Origin of the sequence: Nitrobacter sp. 62-23 (assembly GCF_001897285.1) — a bacterium.
GTDB lineage: Bacteria > Pseudomonadota > Alphaproteobacteria > Rhizobiales > Xanthobacteraceae > Nitrobacter.
Genome location: NZ_MKSM01000138.1, coordinates 30,293 through 55,726 on the forward strand (window position 1 = coordinate 30,293; position 25,434 = coordinate 55,726).

Consider the following 25,434-nt stretch of genomic DNA (forward strand, 5'->3'; position numbering starts at 1 on the left):
CTCGGCGTCGGCAGGTTGTTGAAAGAACGCATTCAGTCTGGCTGGATTCGGGTTCGGATCGCTGGACAGGCCCGCGTCCGCAAGGTTCACCGATGAAGCGCGTGACAGGAATTCGTCCATTCTGGTTCGGCAGCACTGTCCCCTGCGCAACTCGGGAACGCGGCGCTCTACGCCACGTTCTGGTCGAGAATTTTCACTGCGTTCTCGAGATCGACCGACACCAGTTGCGAGACGCCGCGCTCGGCCATGGTCACGCCGAACAGCCGGTTCATGCTCGCCATGGTGATCGGATTGTGGGTGATGATGATGAAGCGCGTCTCCGTGGACGAGGTCATCTCGTGCAGGAGGTTGCAGAAGCGTTCGACGTTGTGGTCGTCGAGCGGTGCGTCGACTTCGTCCAGCACGCAGATCGGCGATGGGTTGGTGAGGAACACCGCGAAGATCAGCGCCATCGCGGTGAGCGCCTGCTCGCCGCCCGAGAGCAGCGACAGCGTCTGCGGTTTCTTGCCGGGCGGCTTGGCGATGATCTCCAGCCCGGCTTCCAGCGGATCATCGCTCTCGATCAAGTGCAGCGCCGCCTCGCCGCCGCCGAACAGCTGGGTGAACAGCCGCTTGAAATGGGTGTTGACGGTCTCGAACGAGTTCAGAAGCCGCTCGCGCGCTTCACGGTTGAGACTCTGGATGCCGGTGCGCAGCTTCTTGATGGCTTCGACGAGGTCGTCGCGCTCGGTGGCGAGCGAGGTGTGCTGGGTCTCGACACCGCGCAGTTCCTCCTCGGCGCGCAGGTTGACAGCGCCGAGGCGGTCGCGGTCCCGGCGCAGCTTTTCCAGCTCCGTCTCGATCTCCGGCAGCGGCGGCAGGTCGACACCGTCCTGGACCTCGGCCAGCGAGGCCACCACGCCGGGCTCGACCTCGAGCATGTCGCGGATTTCCCGTTCGGTATCCTCCAGACGCCGCTTGCTGCCGTCCATGCGCTCCTCGGCGCGGGCGGTGGCTTCGCGCGCGCTCGACAGCGCCTCCAGCGAGATTTTTGCGCGGCGATCGGTGTCCGCCATCGCGGCTTCGGCGCCGACGAGCGTATCAGCCGCGTCGCGGCGATCCTTCTCGGCGTGCTCGATCTCGCTGATGATGGCGCTGCGCTTCTCGGCGAACAGGGTCGGCGCATTCTCGAGCTCGGCGCGCTCGGCCTTCACATCGGTGACGCGCGCTTCGATGGTCGCGATCTGCGAGGCCGCGCTCTGCTTGCGGGTCTGCCATTCGTTGCGTTCGGCCGAGATCGCCTGCAGGCGGCGGTCCGCAAGCTCGGCTTCGCGGGCCAACGCCTGCGCTTCGGCGCGCACCTGCGCGGCGAGCCGGCGATGGCCGTCGATCTCGGTCCGCACGTCGCCGAGCTTGGTTTCGGTATCGAGGCTCGGCGGCAACTCGCCAAGCGCAGCCGTCGCAGCTTCATGGGCAGTGGCCGCCTCCAGGCGATCGCTGGCCAGGCGGTTGTGCGCCTCCGTCAGCGCCGAGCGGCGCGCGGCATGGCGATTGATCTCGCGCTCGGCGCTGGCATGACGCTCGCGCGCGGCATCGGCCTCGCGCTGCGCCGTGCGCCAGGCATTGCGCGCCTCGCTCTCGGTTGAGGCGGCAGCGGTGACGGTGTGAGCGGCGGCGGCGACAACCTGCTGGGCCGCCTCGAGCGCCTGCCGCCGCTCGGCGACCTCAGCGCGCGCGCGCTCAATCTCGCTCTCGATATCGGCAAGACGTGCGCGCTCGGCGAGGCGGCGCGCAGCCCCGGTCGGCGCATGGGCGGCGGTCACGAAGCCGTCCCAGCGCCAGACGTCGCCTTCGAGCGACACCAGCCGCTGGCCGGTTTTCAGATGCGCGACCAGCTCCGCGCCGCGCTCCCTGGCGACGACGCCGATCTGGGCCAGACGTCGCGCCAGTTCCGGCGGCGCCTGCACGTGGACCGCAAGCGATTCCACGCTCCCGGGCAATGCCGGGTCCTCGGTCGTCACGGTCGCGCCGGTCCAGCGCATCGGCGCGGACTGGTCCACCGGTGCGTCGAGGTCGTCGCCGAGTACGGCGCCGATCGCCTTCTCATAGCCCTTGTCGACGCTGATGCCGTCGATGATCGGCGGCCACAGGTTCTTGCTTTCGCCGTTCAGGATCTTGGCGATGGTCTTGGCTTCGGTTTCGAGCCGCTGGGCCCGCTTGTCGGCTTCCTGCAATGGTCCGCGCGCCGTTTCGACGCCGGAGCGGGCAGCTTCGAGCTGCCCTCGCGCGGCGGCATGTTCGGCCTCGCGTTCTCGGCTCAGGCTTTCCGATTGCGCGAGCGCCTGCTGCGCGCCCTCGATCGCCGCGCTCAGCGCATCGAGATCGCCGAAGCCGCTGGTCTGCTGCGCCAGCGCCTCGGTCTCGCGTTGCACGTCTGCGATCTGCTGATCGATGCGCGCCAGACGGTCGCGATGGGTCCGTACGTTCGATTCGAGTTGGTTACGTTTCGCGGTGAGGTCGGCCAGCGCGCGGGTCAATTCCGCGAACGTGGCCTCTGTCGCGGCGAGGGTTGCTTCCGCCTGCGCCGCCCGCTCGTCGACGCCGCTGCGGGTCTCGACGCGCGACTTGATCTCCTCCTTCAGCTCGGTGTCCTCGGCCTCCAGCCGCCGCAAGGCGTCATCGGCATCGGAGGATTGCCGCTGCTCGCGCTCGATGTCGGATGCAAGCTGCGTCAGCCGGCGATCGAGTTCGGCGGCGCGCTCCTTCGCGCGCTCCTCCTCGCGGTCGAGCGCCTCGCGCGCGCTGGTGAGGCGCTGCAGTCCGGCGGCGGCGCGGGCTTCCGCCTCGCGCAGCGCCGGCAGTTCGGACGCGCGTTCCGCCTGGAGGCGGGCGGCTTCCGCCTGCTCGCGGGTGCGTTCGGCCAGTTCGCGAACGTTCAAATCGTGAATTCTGGCGGCTTCCGTCACCTCGGCCTGCGCGTCCAGCCAGCGCAGGTGGAACAGCATGGCCTCGGTCTTGCGCACTTTCGCCGCGACGTCGCGATAGCGGATCGCCTGCCGCGCCTGCTTCTTGAGGCCATCCATCTGGCCGGAGAGCTGGCCGATCACGTCCTCGACGCGGGTGAGATTGGTTTCGGCGGCCTTCAGCCGCAATTCGGCTTCATGGCGTCGTGCATGCAGGCCGGCGACGCCGGCGGCGTCCTCCAGCACGCGACGGCGCTGTTCGGGCTTGGCCTGGATGATCTCGCCGATCTTGCCCTGATGCACCAGCGCCGGCGAACGCGCGCCGGTGGCGGCGTCGGCGAACAGGATCTGCACGTCGCGGGCGCGAACGTCGCGGCCGTTGATGCGATAGACCGAGCCTGCCTCGCGCTCGATCCGGCGTGAGATCTCCAGCGTCTCGGAATCGTTGACGGCCGCAGGGGCGGAGCGATCGGTATTGTCGATCGTCATCACCACTTCAGCGTGGTTGCGCGCCGGGCGGTTGCCCGAGCCTGCGAAGATCACCGCGTCCATGTCGGCGGCGCGCAGCGACTTGTACGAAGTCTCGCCCATCGCCCAGCGCAGCGCTTCGACCAGGTTGGACTTGCCGCAGCCGTTCGGCCCGACCACGCCGGTGAGACCCGGCTCGATCACGAAATCGGTGGGCTCGACGAACGACTTGAATCCGTGAAGGCGAAGGCGCGTGAGTTTCATGGGCACTCTGCTTGCTGGCAAGACGCGAATCAGCCCGCAGTGACAATACCATAAGCGGTATTGACGCGGCCCCTGAGTCGCACCCCGCGGACACCTGACAATGACGAGGGCGTCGCGTCCCGGCAACCACCGGGACCGGCTTTTCCAGAGGCTTTTACGGGAGTTAGGCAGAACATCCGGTCGATCGCGCGGGGGCGCGGCTGCGGAAAAGTTCCGACATCCTCTGCGCCGGTTTGAATACGGCGTGTCAGCCAAATCCTCTCGCGGCCGCCTCGATTATCGGATCGTCCGCTTTCGCGGACGATGACGCCTCCGGGTAATCACGCCGAAGGAGCGGTGCTTCAGCCCTTCAACAGCGGGTCGATCTTCTTCTTGAACTCCTCGAACGAGGTCTCGCCCTTCACCATCTCGCCATTGATGAAGAACGTTGGCGTCGAATTCACCTTCAGAACCTCGTTGGCGTATTTCTGGTCGGCCGCGATCTTGTCGAGCAGGGCCTGATCCTTGAGGCAGGTTTCGACCTCCTGACCGCTAAGGCCGGCCTGCTTGCCGATCTGCTTGAGCGATTCCGTGGTCTTCGATCCGGTCCATACATCCTGCGACTTGAACAGCGTGTCGATGACGGCGAAGTATTTTCCCGCGTCGTCCTTGGCGATGCAGCGGGCCAGCATCGAGCCGGCCGCCGCCTTGATGTCGAGCGGGAATTCGCGGAACACGTAGCGGACCTTATTGGTGTCGATGTATTCCGCCTTGATCTTCGGGAACACGCTTTCGGCAAAGCGCGCGCAGTGCGGGCAGGTCATCGAGGCGTATTCGGTGATGGTGACGGCGGCATCCTTGGGACCGAGCGCCATGTCCGGCAGCGAGACCGGTTTGGCGACGTCGGCGGCGGTGACGCTCTGGGCCATGGCCTCACCGATCAGGCGCCACGGCGAGAGACCTGCGAAGGCGGCGAGTCCGCTCAGCGAGAGGGCGGCGGTGAAGGCGCGGCGCGTGATGATCAAGGGGTTTGCTCCCGAAACGGCGCAAGCGCGCCTGAAAGACATTTGTTCGCTAGCTTGAAACCACAATTGTGGCAATGGCGCGCTGTCGGAAGCCTATTCCATGGTCGCGTCAATTTCGCTTGATCGAGGCACCGAGCCGCGCCAGCGCCGCGCGCAGGCCGTCATCTTCGATCGATGACAGCGTCCCGGCGACACTGGCGACCTCCGCCTCGTCCGGCGGTCGGGCGGCCTTTCGCTGCCGGGTCTTGCGCGACAGCGGCGCCTGCCGCAAAGCGAGCCGGCCAACCGCGTTCCAGCCGAAGAAGCGATTCACCCGTTGCAGGATGATGTCGGAGGCGTGCTGGATTTCCAGCGCCGCCGGGCCTTCGACCCGCAGCACGAGCGTCGCCGGTCGCTCGGGTTGTCCTTCGACGGGGCGGGGCCACTGGATTTTCATCGGCTCGGAATGCGCGGCGATCTCGGGTCCCGCGATCTCCGCCCAGCGCGTCACCAGTTCGCGCGTTGCAAATCCCTGCCGCGCATAGGCGTCGGAAAAGACATCGCCGAGCAGCGCGGACAACGGCTTGGCCGAAATCGGGCCGGGCTTGGACATCCGCGCCTTATAGCATGTCGGCATCTGGTTGGGGATGCGGTTCAAAATATGCCGTCATGGCTAGGCTTGTTCCGGCCATCCACGCCTTGCCGCTCCAGAATGAATAAAGGCGTGGATGGCCGGACCAAGCGCGGGCATGACATGGAGAGGATTTCGTCGAACGTCTAGAGTCTATACATGGCGCTGTCCGTGGAAAACAATGAGCGAAGGAGCCGGTCCGCGCGGCTGCTTGCCTGGTACGACCGGAACCGCCGCCGCCTGCCGTGGCGTGCGCTGCCGGGCGAGGCCGCAGACCCTTATCGGGTCTGGCTGTCGGAGATTATGCTGCAGCAGACCACGGTGAAGGCGGTCGGGCCCTATTTCGAAAAGTTCCTGGCGCGCTGGCCGGACATTGATGCGATGGCGAACGCATCGCTCGACGATGTTTTACGGATGTGGGCCGGGCTCGGCTATTACTCGCGCGCGCGCAATCTCCATGCCTGCGCCGTGGCGGTGCGGCGCGATCACGGCGGCGCATTTCCCGATACGGAAGAGGGCTTGCGCGCGCTGCCGGGGATCGGCCCCTACACGGCGGCGGCGATCGCCGCGATCGCGTTCGGCTGCCGCACCATGCCGGTGGACGGCAACATCGAGCGCGTGGTGTCGCGGCTGTTCGCGGTGGATGAGCCGCTTCCGAAGGCGAAGCCGCGCATCCGGGAGCTTGCGGCGACGCTGCTCGGCGAGACCCGCTCCGGCGATTCCGCGCAGGCGCTGATGGATCTCGGCGCCGCCATCTGCACGCCGAAGAAGCCGGCCTGCGCGCTGTGTCCGCTGGGCGATGATTGTGTCGCGCGACTGCGCGGCGACCAGGAGACCTTTCCGCGCAAGACGCCGAAGAAGGCGGGCGAGTTGCGGCGCGGCGCGGCTTTCGTGGTGAGGCGCGGCGCTGACCTGCTGGTCCGGACGCGGCCGGCGAAAGGGCTGCTCGGTGGCATGACGGAAGTGCCGACATCGGACTGGCTCGCCGCGCAGGACGATGCGACCGCACGGAAGCAGGCGCCGTCAATCGGCGGCGCGTGCTGGCGGCGCAAGGCCGGCACCGTGACGCATGTCTTCACGCATTTCCCGCTGGAGCTTGCGGTTTACACCGCGACCGCCGCCGCGCGTACCCGCGCGCCCGATGGCATGCGCTGGACGCCGATCGCAACGCTGCAGGATGAAGCCTTGCCGAACCTGATGCGCAAGGTCATCGCGCACGGGTTAGGGCATGATCCTGACCCCAAGGGCCGCGCCAGCGCAAAGCGGGAACCGGTTTTCGGACAAGATCATACTCAATCCAAAGTGCGCGAAAAAATCTGACGTCGTCGCCGTGTCGTCGCGCCGCGCAAGCAAAAGGCCCTCCGGCGTGCGCCGAAGGGCCTTGTTGCCGAAGATGACAGGAGGTCAGGCTACCTTGGTCGTCATGTGGCGGTACAGGAAGCCCTTGGCTTCGTCGTCGTTCTCGGTCTTGAAGGTGAACTTGTCCTTCAGCGCGATTGCCCTGGCCGCGGCCGGCCGCGCCGAGATCTCGTCGAGCAGCCGCTTGAAGTTCGGATATTTGGCGACCGCGCTCTCGCCGATCACGCGAGGCGCCATGCGCGCCCAACCCCAGAACGCCATGTCGGCGATGGTGTAGGTGTCGCCGACCATGTAGCGGCTGTTGGCGAGATGATCGTCGAGAACCTTGTAGTGACGATGCGCCTCGAACAGATAGCGGTTGACCGCGTAGTCCATGCCTTTTGGCGCATAGTCCTTGAAATGGATGGCCTGCCCGCCATAGGGCCCGAGGCCGCTCGCGATGAACATCAGCCACGACAAGAGTTGCGCGCGATTGGCGGGTGTATCGGCCGGCATGAACTTGCCGGTCTTTTCGCCGAGATAAAGCAGGATGGCATTGCTGTCGAATACAAACACGCCGTCGTCATCGATCGCCGGCACCTTGCCGTTCGGGTTCACCTTCAGGAATTCCGGCTTGAACTGGTCGCCCTTGCGGGTGTCGATCGGCACCAATTCGAAGGGCAGGCCGGTTTCTTCCAGAAACAGCGCGACCTTGTTCGGGTTCGGCGCGCCGTTGAAATAGAACTTGATCATCGAAAACTCCACTGTCGGTGTGCTTGGGGATGGCTGGGTTTGAACTGGAGCGCGCGGGAGAGGGAGGATGCCCGCGGACGGCCATTTCATGCGTGGATTTTCAGACCAATGCAACCGACGCGTTTCGTGATCCGCTGTGCGTTGGCTGCACAGCTTTCCGTCGACAGGTGGATGCGACGGACCGTCTCAGTCGGCAGCCATTCGGCTGCGGATTTCGGCGCGCAACTCGTCGATCAGTTTGAGACCTTGGCTGGTTTCGATGTGCCAGTAGGTCCAGCCATTGCACGCGCCCGCGCCTTGCGCCACCGCGCCGATGCGGTGGATCGATCCCACCTTGTCGCCGAGCATGATGGCGCCGTCGGCGCGCACCAGCGCGCCGTGACGCTTTTTCGCATCGACGAGTTTCGCGCCGGGCGAGATCATGCCGCGCTCGATCAATTCGGAAAACGCCACGCGCGGCGCCTGGCGCGCGGTCATGAACGGAGCCAGCGTGGCTTCCGGCAGCGGTTCGACGGCCGCGATGCGTTGTTCGGCGGCGGCGGCGTAGGTTCGGTCGCGCTCGAAACCGATGTAGCTGCGGCCGAGACGCTTGGCGACGGCTCCGGTGGTGCCGGTGCCGTTGAACGGATCAATCACGAGGTCGCCCGGCCTGGACGACGACAACAAGACCCGCGCCAGCAAACCTTCCGGCTTCTGGGTCGGATGCACCTTCTTGCCGTCCTGGCCCTTCAGCCGCTCGTCGCCGGTGCACAGCGGAATCAGCCAGTCCGAGCGCGCCTGCACGTCCTCGTTGGCGGCTTTCAGCGCCTCGTAATTGAAGGTGTAACCCTTGGCGTTCTCGTCGCGCGCCGCCCAGATCATGGTTTCATGCGCATTGGTGAAGCGGCGGCCGCGAAAATTCGGCATCGGATTGGTCTTGCGCCAGACGATGTCGTTGAGGATCCAGAAGCCGAGGTCCTGCATGATCGCGCCGACGCGGAAAATATTATGATAGGAGCCGATCACCCAGATCGTCGCGGATGGCTTCATGATGCGGCGGCAGGCGAGCAGCCAGGCGCGGGTGAAGTCATCATATGCGGCGAAAGACGAGAACTTGTCCCAATCGTCGTTCACGGCATCGACGTGCGATTCGTCGGGCCGCTTGAGATCGCCCTTGAGCTGCAGATTGTAAGGGGGATCCGCGAAAACCAGATCGACCGATCCGGATGGAAGCTTCGACATCCCGGCGACGCAGTCGCCTACGATGATACGCGAAGTGGGGGAGTCAAATTTGGTGCGGGGCGCCTTTGCAGACGCCCCGCGACGCGACACGACCATGACTCACACACTCTGACTCAGGCGACGCTGTCGGCGACGCGGGACCAAACAACCGACTGGCGCTACAATGACCTGCCAAAGTAAAAATCGACTTAATCGCGGATGCCTTTCGTTGATTGCAGATACGTTTTTGCTACGCGGCGCGCAGAGCTTCGCAATGTGGTGCGCAGAATCGCGATCGCTTTCGCATCATGCGTGCGTTGCGGCCACAGCCTTCGTCGTCAATGCGATCGGACTGAAGCGACGGGAAGCAGAATCGGTGGAGGCGGCGCCACGGGGGTTTTTCGCGACGCCGCGCGATCATGCGCGAATGCCGCGGTCCGGACATTCGTTTTCGATGTTCCGATAGATCGGTCGGGCGAACGTCCCGACCTGAACCGCACTGGTGTCCCGATTCAGAAGTTCGCTTGACGGATTCGATTGGGCAACTGAACCACCGCACTAGGCAATTATTGCCGGGCAGGCTATTGATTAACGAAGGGGAAATTTTACGTTGGCGTCGCCGGTCGCGGTGATGTCGCGGTCGAGACGAGGACGGACGCCATGCGTGATGACGATTTTCGCCGCAGCGACAACATCGACGACCGTCGCGATGGCGGCGGGGGATTTGGTGGAGGCGGTGGTTTCGGCCGGCGCGGCGGCCTCGGCATCGGCACGGTTCTGATCCTCGGCCTGGTCGGCTATGCCTTCGGCATCGACCCGCGCATCCTGATCGGAGGCGCGGAAATCCTGACCGGCGGCGGCTCGGCGCCGAGCTATCAGACCGACAGCTCCTCGTCGAAGGGCAAGACCGGCGCGCCGACCGACGAAATGGGCAGCATGATCTCCGGCGTGCTCGGCGAAATTGACGATCGCTGGGACGAAATCTTCAGGGCCAGCGGACAGAGCTATTCGGGGCCGCGCATCGTGCTGTTCCGGGGCGCCACCAATGGCGGCCGCTGTGGCATGGCGCAGTCCGCGATGGGGCCGTTCTATTGCCCGCCGGACAAACAGATATTCCTCGACACCAGTTTCTTCAAACAGGTGGAAACGCGCTTCCATGGCTGTTCGGGCAGCGCCTGCAGGTTCACCGCGGCCTACATCATTGCGCACGAGGCCGGGCATCATATCCAGAACCTGCTCGGCATCCTGCCGAAGGTGACGCGGTTGCAGCAGCAGGCCGGCAGCAAGGCCGAGGCGAACGCGCTGCAGGTCAAGGTCGAGCTGCAGGCGGACTGCCTCTCCGGCGTTTGGGTCAACCGCGAGGAGAGGAAGCGTCCGGGCTTCCTCGAAGCCGGCGATATCGACGCCGCGCTGACCACGGCGTCGGCGATCGGCGACGATACGTTGCAGCGGCAGGCGACCGGCCGCGTGGTGCCGGATTCATTCACGCACGGCTCGGCGGCGCAGCGCAAGCGCTGGTTCATGATCGGCTATCAGCAGGGCAGCGTGCAGGCTTGCAACACCTTCGCTGCGGATAGTTTGTAATGTTGCGTGCTCCGGACGCGATGCAATACCAGAGTATTGCTTCGCAGAGCCGGAGCCGTTGCGAGCGATCAGATCCTTAACGATCCCGGCTCTGCGGTGCACCGTCGACGAGACGTTGCACCGCGTCCAGGACACGGGGAATTAAGTGCCATGCCGTCCATCGACGAGACAAAAGCCTTCGTTCCGCTCAACATCGCGGTGCTGACGGTATCCGATACGCGCTCGCTCGCTGATGATAAATCAGGCACGACGCTGGCGGAGCGGTTAACCGCCGCCGGTCACAAGCTCGGCGCGCGCGAGATCGTCACCGACGACGTCGAGGCGATCCGCGCCGTCATCAAAAGATGGATCGCCGACGCGGGCATCGATGTCGTCATCACCACGGGCGGGACCGGGTTCACCGGGCGTGACGTCACCCCCGAGGCCGTCGAGCCGCTGTTCGAGAAGCGGATGGACGGTTTCTCGGTCGCCTTCCACATGATGAGTCACGCCAAGATCGGCACCTCGACGATCCAGAGCCGCGCTACCGCCGGCACCGCGGGCTCGACCCTCGTCTTCTGTCTGCCCGGCTCTCCGGGCGCCTGTCGCGACGGCTGGGACGGCATCCTGGCGCCGCAGCTCGATTACCGCACCCGTCCCTGCAATTTCGTCGAGATCATGCCGAGGCTCGATGAACATCTGCGCCGGCCGAAGGCCAGGGGCGCCTCGGTCTGACGGCGCGCCACGGCCGGGGGACACGTTGAGATTTTGTTCTTGATTTGTTCTAATTGCATGTTATTGTCCATGCATGAGCAGAGCGTCTTCTCTCGCCCGCAGGCGTCCACCGGTCACGTCGTCTCCCGGGCCGGCAGACGCCGCCCCTTCTTCCTTCGTCGAGCTTGAGGTCGCGATCGATCGCGAGCGGAGGAGGGGGCGCGGCGCGCAGTCCAATGCCAGCGGCCGATATGAGATCGAAGCGCGCACCGCCTTCGACGACGGCTGGCGGAGCCTCGACGAACTGCCGCCATTCAAGACCACGGTCGCGATCGACACCGCGCGAAAAGTCATTACCCGTAACGACTCGCCCGACATCAGCTTCGACCGCTCGATCAACCCCTATCGGGGTTGCGAGCACGGTTGCGTCTATTGTTTTGCGCGGCCGACCCACGCCTATCTCGGCCTGTCGCCGGGGCTGGATTTCGAATCGAAGCTGTATGCGAAGCCGGACGCCTCCGCCTTGCTGGAGAAGGAACTGGCAGCCGACGGCTACGAGCCGAAAATGATCGCGATCGGGACCAATACCGATCCCTACCAGCCGATCGAACGCGACCGGAAGATCATGCGCGGCATTCTCGAAGTGTTGGAGCGTGCGGCGCATCCGGTCGGCATCGTGACGAAATCGGCGCTGGTGACGCGGGACATCGACATCCTGTCACGCATGGCGAAGCGCAATCTCGTCAAGGTCGCGATTTCGGTGACCTCACTCGATCCCAGGCTGGCGCGCACGATGGAGCCGCGCGCATCGACGCCGATGAGGCGGCTGGAGGCGCTGCGAATGCTGTCGGAGGCCGGCATTCCGACCACGGTGATGGTGGCTCCCGTGATTCCGGCGCTGAACGACTGCGAGATCGAGCGGATTCTCGATGCTGCGGCCCATGCCGGCGTCAGGGAGGCGAACTATGTGCTGCTGCGCCTGCCGCTAGAGGTGCGCGACCTGTTCCGCGAATGGCTGATGGCGAACTACCCCGATCGCTATCGCCATGTCTTCACGCTGATCCGCGACATGCGCAACGGCCGCGACTATGATTCGCAGTGGGGCACGCGGATGAAGGGCGCCGGGCCGATGGCCTGGATGATCGGCCGCCGCTTCGAGGTCGCCTGTGAAAAACTTGGCCTCAACAAAAAGCGTTCAAAACTGACGACGGAGCATTTTGCGAAGCCCGAACGCAGTGGACAGCAGTTGAGCCTGTTTTAGAGTCTTCCTGCGTCTGATGGAAGTATCATCGTCATGTCCGGACTTGATCCGGGCATCACCCTCGCCCCATCCCCTCCGCAAGCGGGGAGAAATAGAGGGAGGGGGATGGATTGCCGGGCTCCTGGGCAAGCGAAAGCGATGCTGTTCTTCGCACATGCTGGTGGAAGCGACGCCGTTCTTCAAACGGCTATGTCCGGCAATGAGGCGCCGGAATAACGGGCATGGCGTCCGGTTCCTGGTTGCGCCGGCGGGTTGGTTTTCGCACCATCCACGTATGATTCGGGATCCGTCCAGGGACAAGCCGGGGAGATCGAGCGCCGTCGTGCAGCCGAGCTTTCGGCGCGAGCGTGCGCTCATCAAGCGCGGCGTGTGGCCGGTCGCGGGTTGCGACGAGGTTGGACGCGGGCCGCTGGCCGGACCGGTGGTCGCCGCCGCGGTGGTGCTCGACCCGAAACGAATCCCGAAAGGCATCGACGATTCCAAGCGCCTGACTGCGGCGCGGCGGGAGGAACTGTTCGAGGAGATCACCGCGACCGCGTCTTTCGCGGTGGCCTGCGCATCGACCGCGCGGATCGACCGCGACAATATCCTGCGCGCGTCGTTGTGGGCGCTGGGGCGCGCGGTCCATGCGCTGCCGGACATGCCGCAGCACGTATTCGTCGATGGCCGCGACCGGATCGAGATCGCTTGCGCGTGCGAGCCGGTGATCGGCGGTGATGGCCTCGTGCTGTCGATCGCGGCCGCCTCGATCGTCGCCAAGGTCACGCGCGACCGGCTGATGTGCAAGCTGGCGCAGGATTGTCCGGGCTACGGCTTTGAGTCTCACAAAGGCTATGCGGTCCCCGAGCATCTTGATGCGTTGGGCCGTCTCGGACCGAGCCCGCATCATCGCAGCTACTTCGCGCCGGTGGTTGCGGCGCGCGAACGCCGCCGCGCGGCGCCGATTGGGGAAAGCGCCCCCGCGAGCGAGACATCGGCCGGGACAGCCGTCGAGGCGGCGATGTGATCTGTCGGGCCGGTTGCCTCGCCGGCTCCCGCGCCTTATCAATCACACCCGCCTCACTCGCGCACCCGGAAACTTCGCAAAGACCCGCCGCCAATCAGGCCCTTCATGCGCTTTACCTCGCTGGTTGTCGAACTGATCCGCGCCCGGCCGTTGCTGGTGGTCTGGATCGTGGTGCTGTTTCAGGCGATCTGGCTCACGGTGCCGCTGCTGCTGTATCGAGGTCCGCCGGGTGATCTCGCAACCGCGCTGGCGTTCGGCCGTGAGTATCGGGTCGGAACGGATCTCGGGCCGCCGCTGGCGTTCTGGCTCGGCGACATCGCCTACCGCGCCGCCGGCAACCATATGTTTGGCGTCTACTTGCTGTCGCAGCTCTGCTTCATTGTTGCATTCCGCGTTCTGTACGAGCTGGCCAGGACCATCGTCGGCGGTCCGCAGGCGGTTCTCGCGATCCTGCTGACCATGACGGTCACCGCGTTCGGAGCGCCCGGCCTGACGTTCGGTCCGCTGGTGCTCGCCTTCCCGCTATGGTCGCTGCTGTTGCTGCATTCCTGGCAGATCATCGCCCAGGGTCGCCGCAATGCGTGGTTCGCCCTGTCGATCGAAGCCGGTGTGCTGCTGCTGACCACGCCGGCGGCTGCCGGGTTATTGCTGTTGCTGGCCGTGTTCGCAATGGCGACGGCGCGCGGCCGAAAGGCTCTGGAATCCGTCGAGCCGCTGTTCGCGCTGCTGGTGATTGCCGTGCTCGCGCTGCCTTATCTGATCTGGCTGGTGAGGGCCGACGCGCTCGGCGAGCCGCCCTGGCCTCCCATTTTTGAGTTGCACCTGCGGCTGTTGCGCTGGGGTGAATTGCTCATCTCTCTTATCATCGCGATGTCCGGGCTTGCCCTGCTGGTCGTCCTCAATTCGAATCTCGTCAACTGGAAACCCGAAGACGCGCCGGTGATCGTCCGCCCTCCGGTCGACCCGCTGGCGCGGAATTTCGTCTATGTCTTTGCGCTTGCGCCGGCGCTCGGCGGAAGCCTGGTCGCGGCGCTGTTCGGAATCGATCACGTCGTCGGCGGTGCGGCGATTGCGCTGTCGATGTCGGGGCTTGCGGTCGTCCTGCTCTCGGGCGAGGAGATTTATCTGCGTCGCCTGCGTGTGCTGCGCGTGGCGTGGCTCGCCGCCGTTGTGGCCCCGGCGTTTGTGGTGATCGCGACCATCGTCGTTCAGCCGTGGTTCGCGAGCAGCGAGGTCGCGACGTCCATTCCTGCCTCGGCGATCAGTCGTTTCTTCGGCGAGAATTTTCAGCGCCGCACCAGCCGGCCGCTGCAGGCGGTCGCCGGCGATCCGCAACTCGCGGCATTGGTCGCGCTTGGTCCGTCGCGGCCGCATCTCCTGCTCGATGCAACTCCCGGGCGCACACCCTGGATCACTCTGGAGAGATTCAACGAACTCGGCGGCGTCGTGGTCTGGCGTGCATCTGATACCGCGGGCACGCCGCCCGCTGCCATCGCGCAGCGGTTTCCCGGCATCGTTCCGGAAATTCCGCGGGCGTTCGACCGTCTCGTCAACGGCCGGCTTCCCCCGTTGCGGATCGGCTGGGGCATCGTCCGGCCGAAAGCGTCGTGACGAAAGAAAGCTGGAGTGTTTTCAAGCGAAGTGGCTACCGGTTCGCGTAGAAGAAAACGCATCAAATCAAAAACATAGGGCTTCGCTTCTGATTCATCAGAAGCGGAAAGGCTTCTATGAGGCCGTCTCTTCCAGCACCCTGGCGATCGCGCGCAGGTCGAGCCACGCCATGCGCTTGTAGGACGGCGAGCGCAGAAGATATGCCGGATGGAACGTCGCGATGGCGCGGACCGTTCGCGTGCCGGTGTCGTAGTCGAACCATTTGCCGCGGGTCTTCATGATGCCCTCGCGGGTCTGCAGCAGCGTCTGCGTCGAGGGATTGCCGAGCGTGACCAGAACGTCGGGATTCACGAGTTCGATCTGGCGCCGGATGAACGGCAGGCAGATCTGGGTTTCCTGCGGCGTCGGCGTCCGGTTGCCGGGCGGCCGCCATGGAATGACGTTGGCGATGTAGACGTCGCTGCGCTTGAGGCCGATCGCCGCGATCATCCGGTTGAGTAGCTGGCCTGAACGGCCGACGAACGGCAGGCCTTCGATATCCTCGTCCCGTCCCGGCGCCTCGCCGACGAACATCAGCCGCGCCTGTGGATTGCCGTCGGCGAACACCAGCCGCGACGCGGTGAATTTCAGCGAACAGCCTTCGAAGCCGTCGAGCAGCGTCCGCAGCGCCTCCAGCGAGGGAGCGGTGCGGGCGGCCTCGCGCGCGGATTCGATGGCAATCTCGGGCGGCGGCGCGATCGCGCCGCGAGGCGCCGCCGCGGTCGCGCGGTCGGGCGGCTGCCGGGCCGGAGCGGGAGGCGTTTCGGCGAGTGGGGCGGTCGGTCTGTCGCAGGTGGACAGACGATCGATCGGCTCCTCCTCAAGCGCACAATCCACCCCCGCCTCAAGATAAAAGGCGATGAGATCTCGGGCGGTGGGTGCGGGATCGGAACTCATGACGGCATCCACGGGTTTTGAGACGACCTTGGCGGCGCCCCGCGCGGAACGCCGAAAGGCGCTTTCCATGGTTGTTCTCAAACAAAAAATCGGAAACAACAAGGCTTGAACGCTCGACAGACGCAGAGACCGCCGGTTGCAGAAACAGATCATGAGCAGCGACGAATTGCCGCCCCGTGAAGCCATGGATTTCGACGTCGTTATTGTCGGCGCCGGACCGTCGGGTCTGTCGGCTGCGATCCGGCTCAAGCAGCTCGATGCCGGTCTCAGCATCGTCGTTGTCGAAAAGGGCTCCGAGGTCGGCGCGCATATTCTGTCCGGTGCGGTGATCGATCCGGCCGGGCTCGACGCCCTGGTGCCGGACTGGCGCGGCGACGCCGACTGCCCGCTGAAGACGCGGGTCAAGGATGACCGGTTTTTCTGGATGACGCCGCGCCGCGCGATCCGGTTGCCCGGTTTCCTCATGCCGCCGCTGATGAACAATCATCGCTGCTACATCGGTTCGCTCGGCAACCTCTGCCGTTGGCTCGCGCAGAAGGCGGAGGCGCTCGGCGTCGAGATCTATCCCGGCTTTGCGGCGACGGACGTGCTTTACGACGACAGCGGCGCGGTCCGTGGCATTGCGACCGGCGACATGGGTATCGCGCGCGACGGCTCGCACAAAAGCTCCTACGTGCGCGGCATGGAGCTGCGCGGCAAGTACACGCTGTTCGCCGAAGGCGCCCGCGGCAGCCTGTCCAGGCAGTTGATCGCAGGGTTTGGACTCGACAAAACGAGCCAGCCGCCGAAATTCGGCATCGGTCTCAAGGAAGTTTGGCAGGTCGATCCCGCCAGGCACAGCAACGGGTTGATCCAGCACTCGTTCGGCTGGCCGCTCAACAATTCCACCGGCGGCGGCTCGTTCCTCTATCACTACGACGACGATCGCGTGGCGGTTGGCTTCGTCGTGCACCTGAATTACGACGATCCCTATCTGTCGCCGTTCGAGGAATTCCAGCGGTTCAAGACGCACCCCGCGATCCGCGGCGTGTTCGAGGGCGGCAAGCGGTTGGCCTATGGTGCGCGCGCCATCACCGAGGGTGGCTATCAGTCGGTGCCGCGACTGACGTTTCCGGGCGGCGCGCTGATCGGCTGCGCGGCCGGTTTCGTCAACGTTCCGCGCATCAAGGGCGTTCACAACGCGATGGGTAGCGGCATGCTGGCCGCCGAGCATGTCGCGGCGGCGCTTGAGGCCGGGCGCGCCAACGACGAGATTGCCGGTTACGAGAATGCCTGGCGCGAATCCGCGGTCGGCAAGGACCTGTTCAAGGTCCGCAACGTCAAGCCGTTGTGGTCGAAGTTCGGCACCATCGTCGGCGTGGCGCTGGGCGGTCTCGACATGTGGACCAACACGCTGTTCGGGTTCTCGCTGTTCGGCACCTGGTCGCACGCAAGGCCGGACCGCAAGACGCTCGATCCGGCGAGGGCGCACGCGCCGATCGCCTATCCGAAGCCGGACGGCAAGCTGACCTTCGACAGGTTGTCCTCGGTGTTCCTGTCCAACACCAATCATGAGGAGGACCAGCCAGTTCATCTGAAGGTCGCCGATATGACCCTGCAAAAAACCTCGGAGCACGATGTCTACGCCGGGCCTTCGAGCCGTTATTGTCCCGCCGGTGTTTACGAATGGATCGAGGGGGACGACGGTCCGCGCTTCCAGATCAACGCCCAGAACTGCGTCCATTGTAAAACCTGCGATGCGAAGGACCCCAACGGCAACATCACCTGGGTTCCGCCGGAGGGCGGCGGCGGTCCCAACTACGAGGCGATGTGACCACGATTCCGTGAACGTCTGGACAACGCCGCTTTTTAAGCCTCCCTTGATTCCCAGCGGTCCCAAAGACCCTCGCGCAAAGCCGGCGCGAATGTTAGAAGCGGGCGTCGCGATGCGAGCCGGCCGCCTACCCGCATCCGAAACTGCCAAAGGCCGCCGTCAAACCTGGAGCTGAGCGAATCCCGATGTTGTCAATTCGTTTCAATCGCTTGGCGATCACCATTGCTGCCGCGGCCTCGTTCGTGCTGGCGGGCCCGCTGGCGGCGCAGACGCCCGACCATCCGACCGATACCGCACAGTTTCCCAGCGCGCGCGATTTGCGCGTCATGACCAGGACGGGCAGCTATCTTGCTGCGCGCCATGCCAGCGTGGAACGCGACGCCAGGTCCGCGGCGGCGTTCTATCGCACGGCGCTGCGGACCGACCCGAAAAACAACGAGCTTCTTGATCGTGCGTTCATTTCGTCGCTGGCGGAGGGCGACATCGATGCGGCCGTGAAGCTCGCCGACCGCATCCTCGTGGTCGACAAATCCAATCGCGTCGCCCGCTTGGTGATCGGCGTTCATAATCTCAAATTGAAGAAGTACGCCGCCGCCCGGAAAAACATCGATCAGTCCGTTCGCGGCCCCATCACCGATCTGGTGGCGACGCTGCTGTCGAGCTGGGCCGACTATGGCGCCGGCGAGGTCAAGCGGGCTGTCGCCAATATCGACAAGCTCACCGGTCCGGAATGGTACCCGATCTTCAAGGACCTGCACTCGGGGATGTTGCTCGATCTCGCCGGCCGGGAAAAGGAGGCTGGCGTTCGCCTTGAGCGCGCTTACAAGCTCGACGATTCCGCGCTTCGCGTGGCCGATGCCTATGCGCGATGGTTGTCGCGCAACAAGGACGATGCGGCGGCGTTGGCCGTGTACGAATCGTTCGACAACAAACTGGCGCGGCACCCCCTGATTCTGGAAGGCATCAGGGAGACCAAGGCCGGCAAGAAACTGCCCCAGCTCGTCAGCTCGCCGCAATCCGGCGCCGCCGAAGCTCTTTACGGCATCGGCGCGTCTCTGACCCGGCGCGGCGGCGAGGATCTGGCGCTGGTCTATCTGCAGCTCGCGCTCTATCTCGCCCCCAACCATCCGATGGCGCTGTTGTCGCTCGCCGATCTCTATGAATCGGTGAAGAAGCCGGAGATGGCGATCGGCGTCTATCAGCGCATGCCCGCCGATTCGCCGCTGAAGCGCAACGCCCAGATTCAACTCGCGACCAACCTCGACGCCGTCGATCGCAGTGACGAGGCGATCAAGATTCTCAAGGATGTCACGGAGCAGGATCCGAAGGATCTGGAAGCCATCATGGCGCTGGGCAATGTCGAGCGCGGCCACAAGAAGTTCGCCGATTGCGCGAAAACCTATGCCAAGGGCATCGACGTGATCGCCGAGGCCAAGGACAAGCCGAACTGGGTCTACTATTATTTCCGGGGCATCTGCGAGGAGCGGTCGAAGAACTGGGACAAGGCCGAAGTCGACATGAAGAAGGCGCTCGAAATTCAGCCCGAGCAGCCGCATGTCCTGAACTATCTCGGCTATTCCTGGATCGACCGCGGCCTCAACCTCGACGAAGCCATGAAGATGATCAAGCGCGCCGTCGATCAGCGGCCGGACGACGGCTACATCGTCGACAGCCTCGGCTGGGCCTATTACCGCATCGGCAATTACGAGGAGGCGGTCAAGACGCTGGAGCGCGCCATCAACCTCAAGCCCGAGGACCCGACGGTGAACGATCACCTCGGCGACGCCTACTGGCGCGTCGGCCGGACGCTGGAGGCGAAATTTCAGTGGGCGCACGCGCGCGACCTGAAGCCGGAGCCCGAAGAGCTGCCGAAGATCGAGGCCAAGATCGAAAACGGCCTGCCGGCGGATGACACGCCGTCCGCGGCGTCAGCGGACAAAAAGAAGGAAGACGGCAAGGGCGGCTGAGCGGAGGACCAACGGGGCCGACGTCTTCGGTCCGCTCAACCCGGCGTTTTCGGTGCGGTCGATTTTGCACATTCGATGAAGTCTCCGCCGAATCGCGGAGCGCGGCGCAATCGCAAAAACCATTTGATTCGCGCGCGGTTTTGGATTTGACATCCGCCATGATCGTCACCGGCGCCACCAGCATGACATCGGCCGCTCCGGCGTTGAGCGAGACCGCGCGCGCCAAGGTCAACCTGACCCTGCGGGTGCTGGGCCGGCGTGTCGATGGTTTTCACGATCTCGAAAGCGTGGTCGCATTTGCCGATTGCGCCGACCGCCTCACTTTGACGCCGGCCGCGAACCTGTCGCTCGCGGCCGGCGGTCCGCGCGCGCATGAGTGCGGCGAGGTTGCGGACAATCTGGTGCTCAAGGCGGCGCGGCTGCTCAGTGAGCGGGTCGCAAACCTGAAGACGGGCGTTTTCGCGTTGGACAAGCATTTGCCGGTCGCGGCTGGCATCGGCGGCGGCTCGGCGGATGCGGCCGCGGCGTTGCGGCTGCTCGCGGAGGCCAATGGCGTCGCGATCGACGATCCGCGATTGACAGAGGCGGCGCGGCTGACGGGCGCCGACGTGCCGGTATGCGTCCGCTCGGAAGCCTGCGTGATGACGGGCGTCGGTGAATCCTTGCAGCCGCTGGGTTTGCCGGCGATGCCGGCCGTGCTGGTCAATCCGCGCATTGCCGTCGCCACGAAGGACGTCTTCGCCGCGCTTGGCCTCCGCAAAGGCGAGCTGCACGCCGGCGTTTCCGATGTGATCGAAGCGATCGCGTGGCCGAAAGCCGGCGCACCGATAGAAGACTGGCTCGCCTTACTCGCGGACGGCGTCAACGATCTCGAAGCGCCCGCTATCCGCATCCAGCCGGTGATCGGCGAGGTGCTCGCGAGGTTGCGGGCAACCGGCGCGCGGCTCGCGCGGATGTCGGGCTCGGGCGCGACGTGCTTTGCGATCTTCAGCAACGAGGCGGACGCGCTTCGCGCCGCGCAGACGATCGAACGCGATCATCCGCAATGGTGGGTCCATGCGGGGGTGCTGAGTTAAGGCTGTTGAAAAGTCTTTCAGGTCGGGTGCGCGAAGCGCGACCCGGAATCCGGCGACAAGAGAAAATCCGTGAATACTGGATTCCGGATCGCCGCCTTGCGGCGTCCGGAATGACGATTGGGGAGTTGCCGATCTTTTTTTCAGTGTGACCGCGCCAGGCAGAACGCCACGACCTGCTCCAGTGCGATCTTCATCGGCGATCGCGGAAACAGCGCCAGCGCGTCCACCGCCATCGCGCCATAGTGCTGGGCGCGGGTGAGGGTATCCTCCAGGGCGCGATGCTTGGTCATCAGCCCGATGGCTTGATTGAGATCGTTGTCGCCGATCTGGCCTTCCTCCAGCGCCCGCACCCAGAATTCACGCTCGCTATCGTTGCCGCGGCGGAACGCCAGCACCACCGGCAGCGTGATCTTGCCCTCGCGGAAATCGTCGCCGACGTTCTTGCCGAGCTTTGCCGATTTGCCGCCGTAATCGAGCACGTCGTCGACGAGCTGGAAGGCGATTCCGAGATTCATCCCGAAGGAGGCCGCCGCCGTCTCCTCGGCTTTCGGACGGCCGCCGAGCACCGGCCCCACTTCGCAGGCGGCGGCGAACAGCTCGGCGGTCTTGCCGCGGATGACCGCGAGGTATTCGTCTTCGGTGGTGGCGGTGTTCTTCGCCGCCGCGAGCTGCATGACTTCGCCTTCCGCGATGGTGGCGGCAGCCGACGACAGGATGTCGAGGGCGCGCAGCGAGCCGACTTCGACCATCATGCGGAATGCCTGTCCAAGCAGGAAGTCGCCGACCAGAACGCTGGCCTCGTTGCCCCACACCATGCGCGCCGACAGCTTGCCGCGGCGCAGCTCGCTCTCATCGACCACGTCGTCGTGCAGCAGGGTCGCGGTGTGCATGAATTCCACGGACGCCGCGAGCTTGATGTGGCCCTCGCCGGAATAGCCGGCGAGATGGGCCATCGCCAGCGTCAGCATCGGGCGCAGCCGTTTGCCGCCGGACGAGATCAGGTGGTTCGCGACCTCCGGGATCATCGTCACGTCCGACCCGGTCCGCGACAGGATGGTGGCGTTGACGCGTTCCATGTCGGCGGCGACGAGCTCGACGAGCTGGTCGATGGAAGCCGTCGAGTGGCTTTCGAAGGGGACGATGACCGCCAAGCAAGGATCTCCGAATTTACTCTATCCGCGCCGTTTGCGACGGTTACAATAGAAAGAGGCGGTTGGCGCGGCAAGCGCAGGTAGTTGTTGACATGTCGCGGTTGACATGGGCCACAGGGCCGTGAAGCTGCGCGAGGCGCGGGAGAATGCGGGATTGCGCGAACTGGTCCGAACCAACGATGTGGTGCTGGTGTCGGCGATCGGCGCGCTGCTGGACGGCGCCGACATCCATCATCTGGTGCTGGACCAGAACATGAGCGTGGTCGAGGGCTCGCTTGGCATCCTGCCGCGCCGCATTCTGGTGCATGACGAGGACAACGCCGAAGCACGCCGGCTTCTCACCGAAGCCGGGCTGGGCCATGAATTACGGCCCGACGACTCCGGACGATGACCGGCACACGACCTGAAGTGCGCGAAGATGCATTTCTTGGCGGGCGGCTGCGGCTGTATCAACCCCTGTCCGGCCATCGCGCCGGCCATGACGCCATGCTGCTTGCCGCCGCGACGCCGGGCAGGAGCGGCGATCGGATCGTTGATTTCGGGGCGGGTGTCGGCGCGGCTGGATTAGCGGTGGCCACGCGCCTTGCCGGCATCGACCTGACGCTGGTCGAACGCGACGAAGCCCTTGCCGACCTGGCGCGCCGCAATGCGGTTCTCAACGGGATCGCGGCGCAGGTCTGCACCCTCGATGTCACAGCCGGGGCGGAGGTTTTCTCAGACGCCGGTCTCGGTCCCGACAGCGCCGACGTGGTGCTGATGAATCCTCCGTTCAACGATTCGGAGCGGCACCGGCCGTCGCCGGATCAGAATCGTCGCGCGGCTCATCTCGCTGAGCCCGCCACGCTGGACAGGTGGGTCCACGCGGCGCGGCGCGTGCTGAAATCCGGCGGCGCGCTCAGCCTGATCTGGCGCAGCGACGGTCTGGCGGAAGTGCTGGCCGCGCTCGGCCGCGGCTTCGGTGGCGTCGCGATACGGCCGGTGCATCCGGATGCCGGCAAGCCCGCGATCCGCATCCTGGTTCGCGCCGTCAAAGGCAGCCGCGCGCCGCTCCGGCTTTGCCCGGGTTTGGTGCTCGCCGACGAGACAGGCCTGCCGGGCGAAGAGAGCCTTGAGATTTTGGCCGGCGCGCAGGTCTTGGCGATGTGACGGCGGATGAGCCGTTGTGCACGGCGCTCGCGCATCCTTTGCGGCCGTTTGAAGCAGATGTGAGGTAAAAGGCTTTGAGAAGACTACCGATAATCATCTCAGCTGCATACATCCTTGTGTAACTTCCGGCGGTTGCATGATGCAGAACCACCGGAGCGGAAGGAGACGGCATGAGAGCAGCGTTGATGAAACTAGTTCCTGCGCGATGGCGTCCCGGCACGACGGTGGTCCCGGTAGTACGGTTGTCCGGCGTGATCGGCGCCGTCACGCCGCTCAGGCCCGGCATGACGCTTGCGGGTGTCGCCAGAACGCTGGAGCGGGCGTTCGCAGTGGACAACGCCAAGGCGGTGGCGCTGGTTGTCAATTCGCCGGGCGGCTCGCCGGTGCAGTCGCGTCAGATTTACCTGCGCATCCGGCAGCTCGCGAAGGAGAAAAAACTTCCAGTCCTGGTATTCGTCGAGGATGTCGCAGCCTCCGGCGGCTACATGATCGCGTGCGCGGGCGACGAGATTTTCTGCGATCCGTCCTCGATCCTGGGGTCGATCGGCGTGGTCGGCGGCAGCTTCGGCTTCACCGAGTTGATCCGGAAGATTGGCGTCGAGCGCAGGCTCTACACGTCGGGTGAACACAAGGCGACGCTCGATCCGTTTCTGCCCGAGAATCCCGAGGATGTGGCGCGGCTGAAAGCGATCCAGCGCGAGATTCACGCCACCTTCATCGAACTGGTCAAGGCAAGCCGCAGGACGCGCCTGAAGGGATCGGACGATCTCCTGTTCACGGGCGAATACTGGGCAGGCGAGCGCGCCGTTGCGCTCGGCCTTGCGGACGCGATCGGCGATCTCCGTTCGACGCTGCGGGCGCGCTTCGGCGATAAGGTCGTGACTCCGCTGATCGCGCCATCGAGCGGTTTTCTGGCCGGACTGTTTGGCCGCAAGGCGGGAGCCGGGACCCTGGCCTCGTTCGATGGGATCGCAGGCCTGCCGGACGATCTGATTTCCGCGCTTGAGACCCGGGCGATTTGGGCCAAATTCGGCTTTTAAGGCCCGCCGCGCCGAAATTCTGCACTATTTGGTCTTGAAACAGCGATTGCGGGAACGATCAGGTTGGGCAAGAATATAAACAAATATGAGTCCGACAACGAAGGAAAAGGATCGACCGATGCCGCCGCTGATTGCACTTGCAGCTACCCTCGGTGGACTAGTCGCGTTCCGCTGGCTCTACAACACCGCCAGACGGATCAATCAGGAGCTTGAGGAAGCGCGGATGGCCCGTGTTGCAGAGCCGGCGCGCCGCGACATTCCGACCCTGCGGCGCGATTCCCGCACCGGCGCCTACCGGCCCGACTAAACCCGGCTGGGACGGGCGCGCGAACGGCTTTGCCCGTGGCCGGACCGCCATGAAAAGCGGGCACCGATATCTACAGGTCCGGCGGTGAGACCGGCGGACTGGGTTGTGCGCGCCGTCATCGCTGGAATGCCGGCTTTGGTAGCGCTTGTTCCGCCATCGCTTGATTTGGGTTTCTCCGGCCGATACGGTCCCCGCGCATTCACCCGAATCTCCGACAAGTCCGATGGATACCCAGCCTCCGCACATGCGCCCGGAACGCTCGTTCCAGGGCTTGATCCTGACCCTGCAACGCTACTGGGCGGACTATGGCTGCGTGATTTTGCAGCCCTATGACATGGAGGTGGGGGCGGGCACCTTCCACCCCGCGACCACGCTTCGCGCACTGGGGCCGAAACGGTGGAACGCGGCCTATGTGCAGCCCTCGCGCCGTCCCAAGGACGGCCGCTACGGCGAGAATCCGAACCGCCTGCAGCACTATTATCAGTTCCAGGTGATCCTCAAGCCGTCGCCGCCGGACATCCAGGACCTCTATCTGAAATCCCTGGCCGCGATCGGGGTCGACAGCGCGCTACACGACATCCGCTTTGTCGAGGACGACTGGGAAAGCCCGACGCTGGGGGCGTGGGGTTTGGGGTGGGAGTGCTGGTGCGACGGCATGGAAGTCAGCCAGTTCACGTATTTCCAGCAGGTGGCGGGCGTCGAATGCGCTCCGGTGGCGGGTGAACTCACCTACGGGCTGGAGCGGCTGGCGATGTTCGTGCAGGGCGTCGACCGCGTCTACGATCTCAACTTCAACGGCCGCGAGGGCGCCGACAAAGTGAGCTACGGCGATGTGTTCCTGCAGGCCGAGCAGGAATATTCGCGGCATAACTTCGAGCACTCCGACACCGCGATGTTGTTCGAGCAGTTCAGGATGGCCGAAAGCGCGTGCAAAACATACCTCGACGCCGGCTGGCAGGACGATCCGAAGCAGCCCGGCAAGCACGAGGCGCACCTGATGGCGCTGCCGGCCTACGACCAGTGCATCAAGGCGAGCCACGTCTTCAATCTGCTCGACGCGCGCGGCGTGATCTCGGTGACCGAGCGGCAAAGCTACATCCTGCGCGTGCGCGACCTGGCGAAGGCCTGCGGCGAGGCGTGGCTCCATACCGAAGCGGGCAGGGCGGGGTGAGCAATTGTATCGAAGTCGGAATGAGCGGAAGCGGGGGTGTGGGCTTTCACCCTCCCCTTGAGGGGGAGGGTCGGCGAGCTTGCAGCGCTCTTG

General features: G+C 65.0%; 21 protein-coding genes. 14 read left to right on the forward strand and 7 right to left on the reverse strand.

The features are described 5' to 3' along the window. Positions 1-167: 167 nt before the first annotated feature. The 3 genes from smc to BGO16_RS17285 form a co-directional block, all read right to left on the reverse strand. Entirely contained in the window at positions 168-3,674 is a 3,507-nt protein-coding gene (gene smc / locus BGO16_RS17275; RefSeq protein WP_292620362.1) for a chromosome segregation protein SMC, read from the reverse strand. A 341-nt stretch (positions 3,675-4,015) separates the two neighbouring features. Beyond that, positions 4,016-4,678 carry a DsbA family protein gene (locus BGO16_RS17280; protein WP_292620363.1) on the reverse strand — a complete coding sequence of 221 codons (663 nt, stop codon included), beginning with the start codon at positions 4,676-4,678 and terminating at the stop codon, positions 4,016-4,018. A 109-nt stretch (positions 4,679-4,787) separates the two neighbouring features. Next, complete coding sequence (locus tag BGO16_RS17285) at positions 4,788-5,270, reverse strand: DciA family protein (protein ID WP_292620365.1); 483 nt, start codon at positions 5,268-5,270, stop codon at positions 4,788-4,790. 177 nt (positions 5,271-5,447) lie between these two features. On the opposite strand from BGO16_RS17285, the gene mutY reads away from it, so the two are divergent. Continuing rightward, the gene (mutY, locus tag BGO16_RS17290) at positions 5,448-6,608 is read left to right on the forward strand and encodes an A/G-specific adenine glycosylase (RefSeq protein WP_292620367.1); all 1,161 of its coding nucleotides are present in this window, start codon (positions 5,448-5,450) and stop codon (positions 6,606-6,608) included. Between the two features lie 84 nt (positions 6,609-6,692). Here mutY and BGO16_RS17295 read toward each other — a convergent pair whose 3' ends face one another. Next, on the reverse strand, positions 6,693-7,379 hold the full coding sequence (locus BGO16_RS17295; RefSeq protein WP_292620369.1) for a glutathione S-transferase N-terminal domain-containing protein: 687 nt from the start codon (positions 7,377-7,379) through the stop codon (positions 6,693-6,695). Positions 7,380-7,565: 186 nt separating this feature from the next. Beyond that, positions 7,566-8,696, reverse strand: a complete 1,131-nt coding sequence (locus BGO16_RS17300) for a site-specific DNA-methyltransferase (protein ID WP_292620371.1) — start codon at positions 8,694-8,696, stop codon at positions 7,566-7,568. A 543-nt stretch (positions 8,697-9,239) separates the two neighbouring features. Here BGO16_RS17300 and BGO16_RS17305 point away from each other — a divergent pair. The 5 genes from BGO16_RS17305 (at position 9,240) to BGO16_RS17325 (ending at position 14,734) form a co-directional block, all read left to right on the forward strand. Beyond that, entirely contained in the window at positions 9,240-10,163 is a 924-nt protein-coding gene (locus BGO16_RS17305; protein ID WP_292620373.1) for a neutral zinc metallopeptidase, read from the forward strand. Between the two features lie 150 nt (positions 10,164-10,313). Then, the gene (gene moaB, locus BGO16_RS17310) at positions 10,314-10,877 is read left to right on the forward strand and encodes a molybdenum cofactor biosynthesis protein B (RefSeq protein WP_292620375.1); all 564 of its coding nucleotides are present in this window, start codon (positions 10,314-10,316) and stop codon (positions 10,875-10,877) included. Between the two features lie 73 nt (positions 10,878-10,950). After that, a complete protein-coding gene (locus BGO16_RS17315) occupies positions 10,951-12,117 on the forward strand; it encodes a PA0069 family radical SAM protein (RefSeq protein ID WP_292620377.1) in 1,167 nt (388 codons plus the stop codon). Positions 12,118-12,391: 274 nt separating this feature from the next. Beyond that, positions 12,392-13,123, forward strand: a complete 732-nt coding sequence (locus BGO16_RS17320; RefSeq protein WP_292620379.1) for a ribonuclease HII — start codon at positions 12,392-12,394, stop codon at positions 13,121-13,123. Positions 13,124-13,228: 105 nt separating this feature from the next. Further along, on the forward strand, positions 13,229-14,734 hold the full coding sequence (locus tag BGO16_RS17325; protein ID WP_292620382.1) for a glycosyltransferase family 39 protein: 1,506 nt from the start codon (positions 13,229-13,231) through the stop codon (positions 14,732-14,734). 114 nt (positions 14,735-14,848) lie between these two features. Here the strand turns inward: BGO16_RS17325 and BGO16_RS17330 are convergent, their stop codons facing one another. Then, the gene (locus tag BGO16_RS17330) at positions 14,849-15,670 is read right to left on the reverse strand and encodes a uracil-DNA glycosylase family protein (RefSeq protein WP_292620384.1); all 822 of its coding nucleotides are present in this window, start codon (positions 15,668-15,670) and stop codon (positions 14,849-14,851) included. Positions 15,671-15,821: 151 nt separating this feature from the next. Here BGO16_RS17330 and BGO16_RS17335 point away from each other — a divergent pair, with 151 nt between their 5' ends. The 3 genes from BGO16_RS17335 to BGO16_RS17345 all read left to right on the forward strand — a co-directional run bounded on the left by BGO16_RS17335 (position 15,822) and on the right by BGO16_RS17345 (position 20,526). Then, positions 15,822-17,483 carry an electron transfer flavoprotein-ubiquinone oxidoreductase gene (locus tag BGO16_RS17335; RefSeq protein ID WP_292620386.1) on the forward strand — a complete coding sequence of 554 codons (1,662 nt, stop codon included), beginning with the start codon at positions 15,822-15,824 and terminating at the stop codon, positions 17,481-17,483. Positions 17,484-17,668: 185 nt separating this feature from the next. Then, positions 17,669-19,450: a tetratricopeptide repeat protein gene (locus BGO16_RS17340; protein WP_292620388.1), complete on the forward strand. Its 1,782-nt coding sequence runs from the start codon at positions 17,669-17,671 to the stop codon at positions 19,448-19,450. A gap of 158 nt (positions 19,451-19,608) precedes the next feature. After that, the gene (locus BGO16_RS17345) at positions 19,609-20,526 is read left to right on the forward strand and encodes a 4-(cytidine 5'-diphospho)-2-C-methyl-D-erythritol kinase (RefSeq protein ID WP_292620390.1); all 918 of its coding nucleotides are present in this window, start codon (positions 19,609-19,611) and stop codon (positions 20,524-20,526) included. A 140-nt stretch (positions 20,527-20,666) separates the two neighbouring features. Here the strand turns inward: BGO16_RS17345 and BGO16_RS17350 are convergent, their stop codons facing one another. Beyond that, positions 20,667-21,677 (reverse strand): polyprenyl synthetase family protein, encoded by a 1,011-nt coding sequence (locus BGO16_RS17350; RefSeq protein ID WP_292620392.1) that lies wholly within the window; start codon positions 21,675-21,677, stop codon positions 20,667-20,669. Between the two features lie 154 nt (positions 21,678-21,831). On the opposite strand from BGO16_RS17350, the gene BGO16_RS17355 reads away from it, so the two are divergent. The 5 genes from BGO16_RS17355 (at position 21,832) to BGO16_RS17375 (ending at position 25,341) form a co-directional block, all read left to right on the forward strand. Beyond that, the gene (locus tag BGO16_RS17355; protein ID WP_292620422.1) at positions 21,832-22,068 is read left to right on the forward strand and encodes a DUF2007 domain-containing protein; all 237 of its coding nucleotides are present in this window, start codon (positions 21,832-21,834) and stop codon (positions 22,066-22,068) included. Next, positions 22,065-22,823 carry a methyltransferase gene (locus BGO16_RS17360; RefSeq protein ID WP_292620394.1) on the forward strand — a complete coding sequence of 253 codons (759 nt, stop codon included), beginning with the start codon at positions 22,065-22,067 and terminating at the stop codon, positions 22,821-22,823. Before BGO16_RS17355 ends, BGO16_RS17360 begins: the two co-directional genes overlap by 4 nt. A 170-nt stretch (positions 22,824-22,993) precedes the next feature. Continuing rightward, entirely contained in the window at positions 22,994-23,863 is an 870-nt protein-coding gene (locus BGO16_RS17365) for a S49 family peptidase (RefSeq protein WP_292620396.1), read from the forward strand. A 118-nt stretch (positions 23,864-23,981) separates the two neighbouring features. Next, the gene (locus BGO16_RS17370; RefSeq protein ID WP_292620398.1) at positions 23,982-24,170 is read left to right on the forward strand and encodes a hypothetical protein; all 189 of its coding nucleotides are present in this window, start codon (positions 23,982-23,984) and stop codon (positions 24,168-24,170) included. A gap of 223 nt (positions 24,171-24,393) precedes the next feature. Further along, positions 24,394-25,341: a glycine--tRNA ligase subunit alpha gene (locus tag BGO16_RS17375; RefSeq protein ID WP_292620400.1), complete on the forward strand. Its 948-nt coding sequence runs from the start codon at positions 24,394-24,396 to the stop codon at positions 25,339-25,341. Positions 25,342-25,434 lie beyond the last annotated feature (93 nt).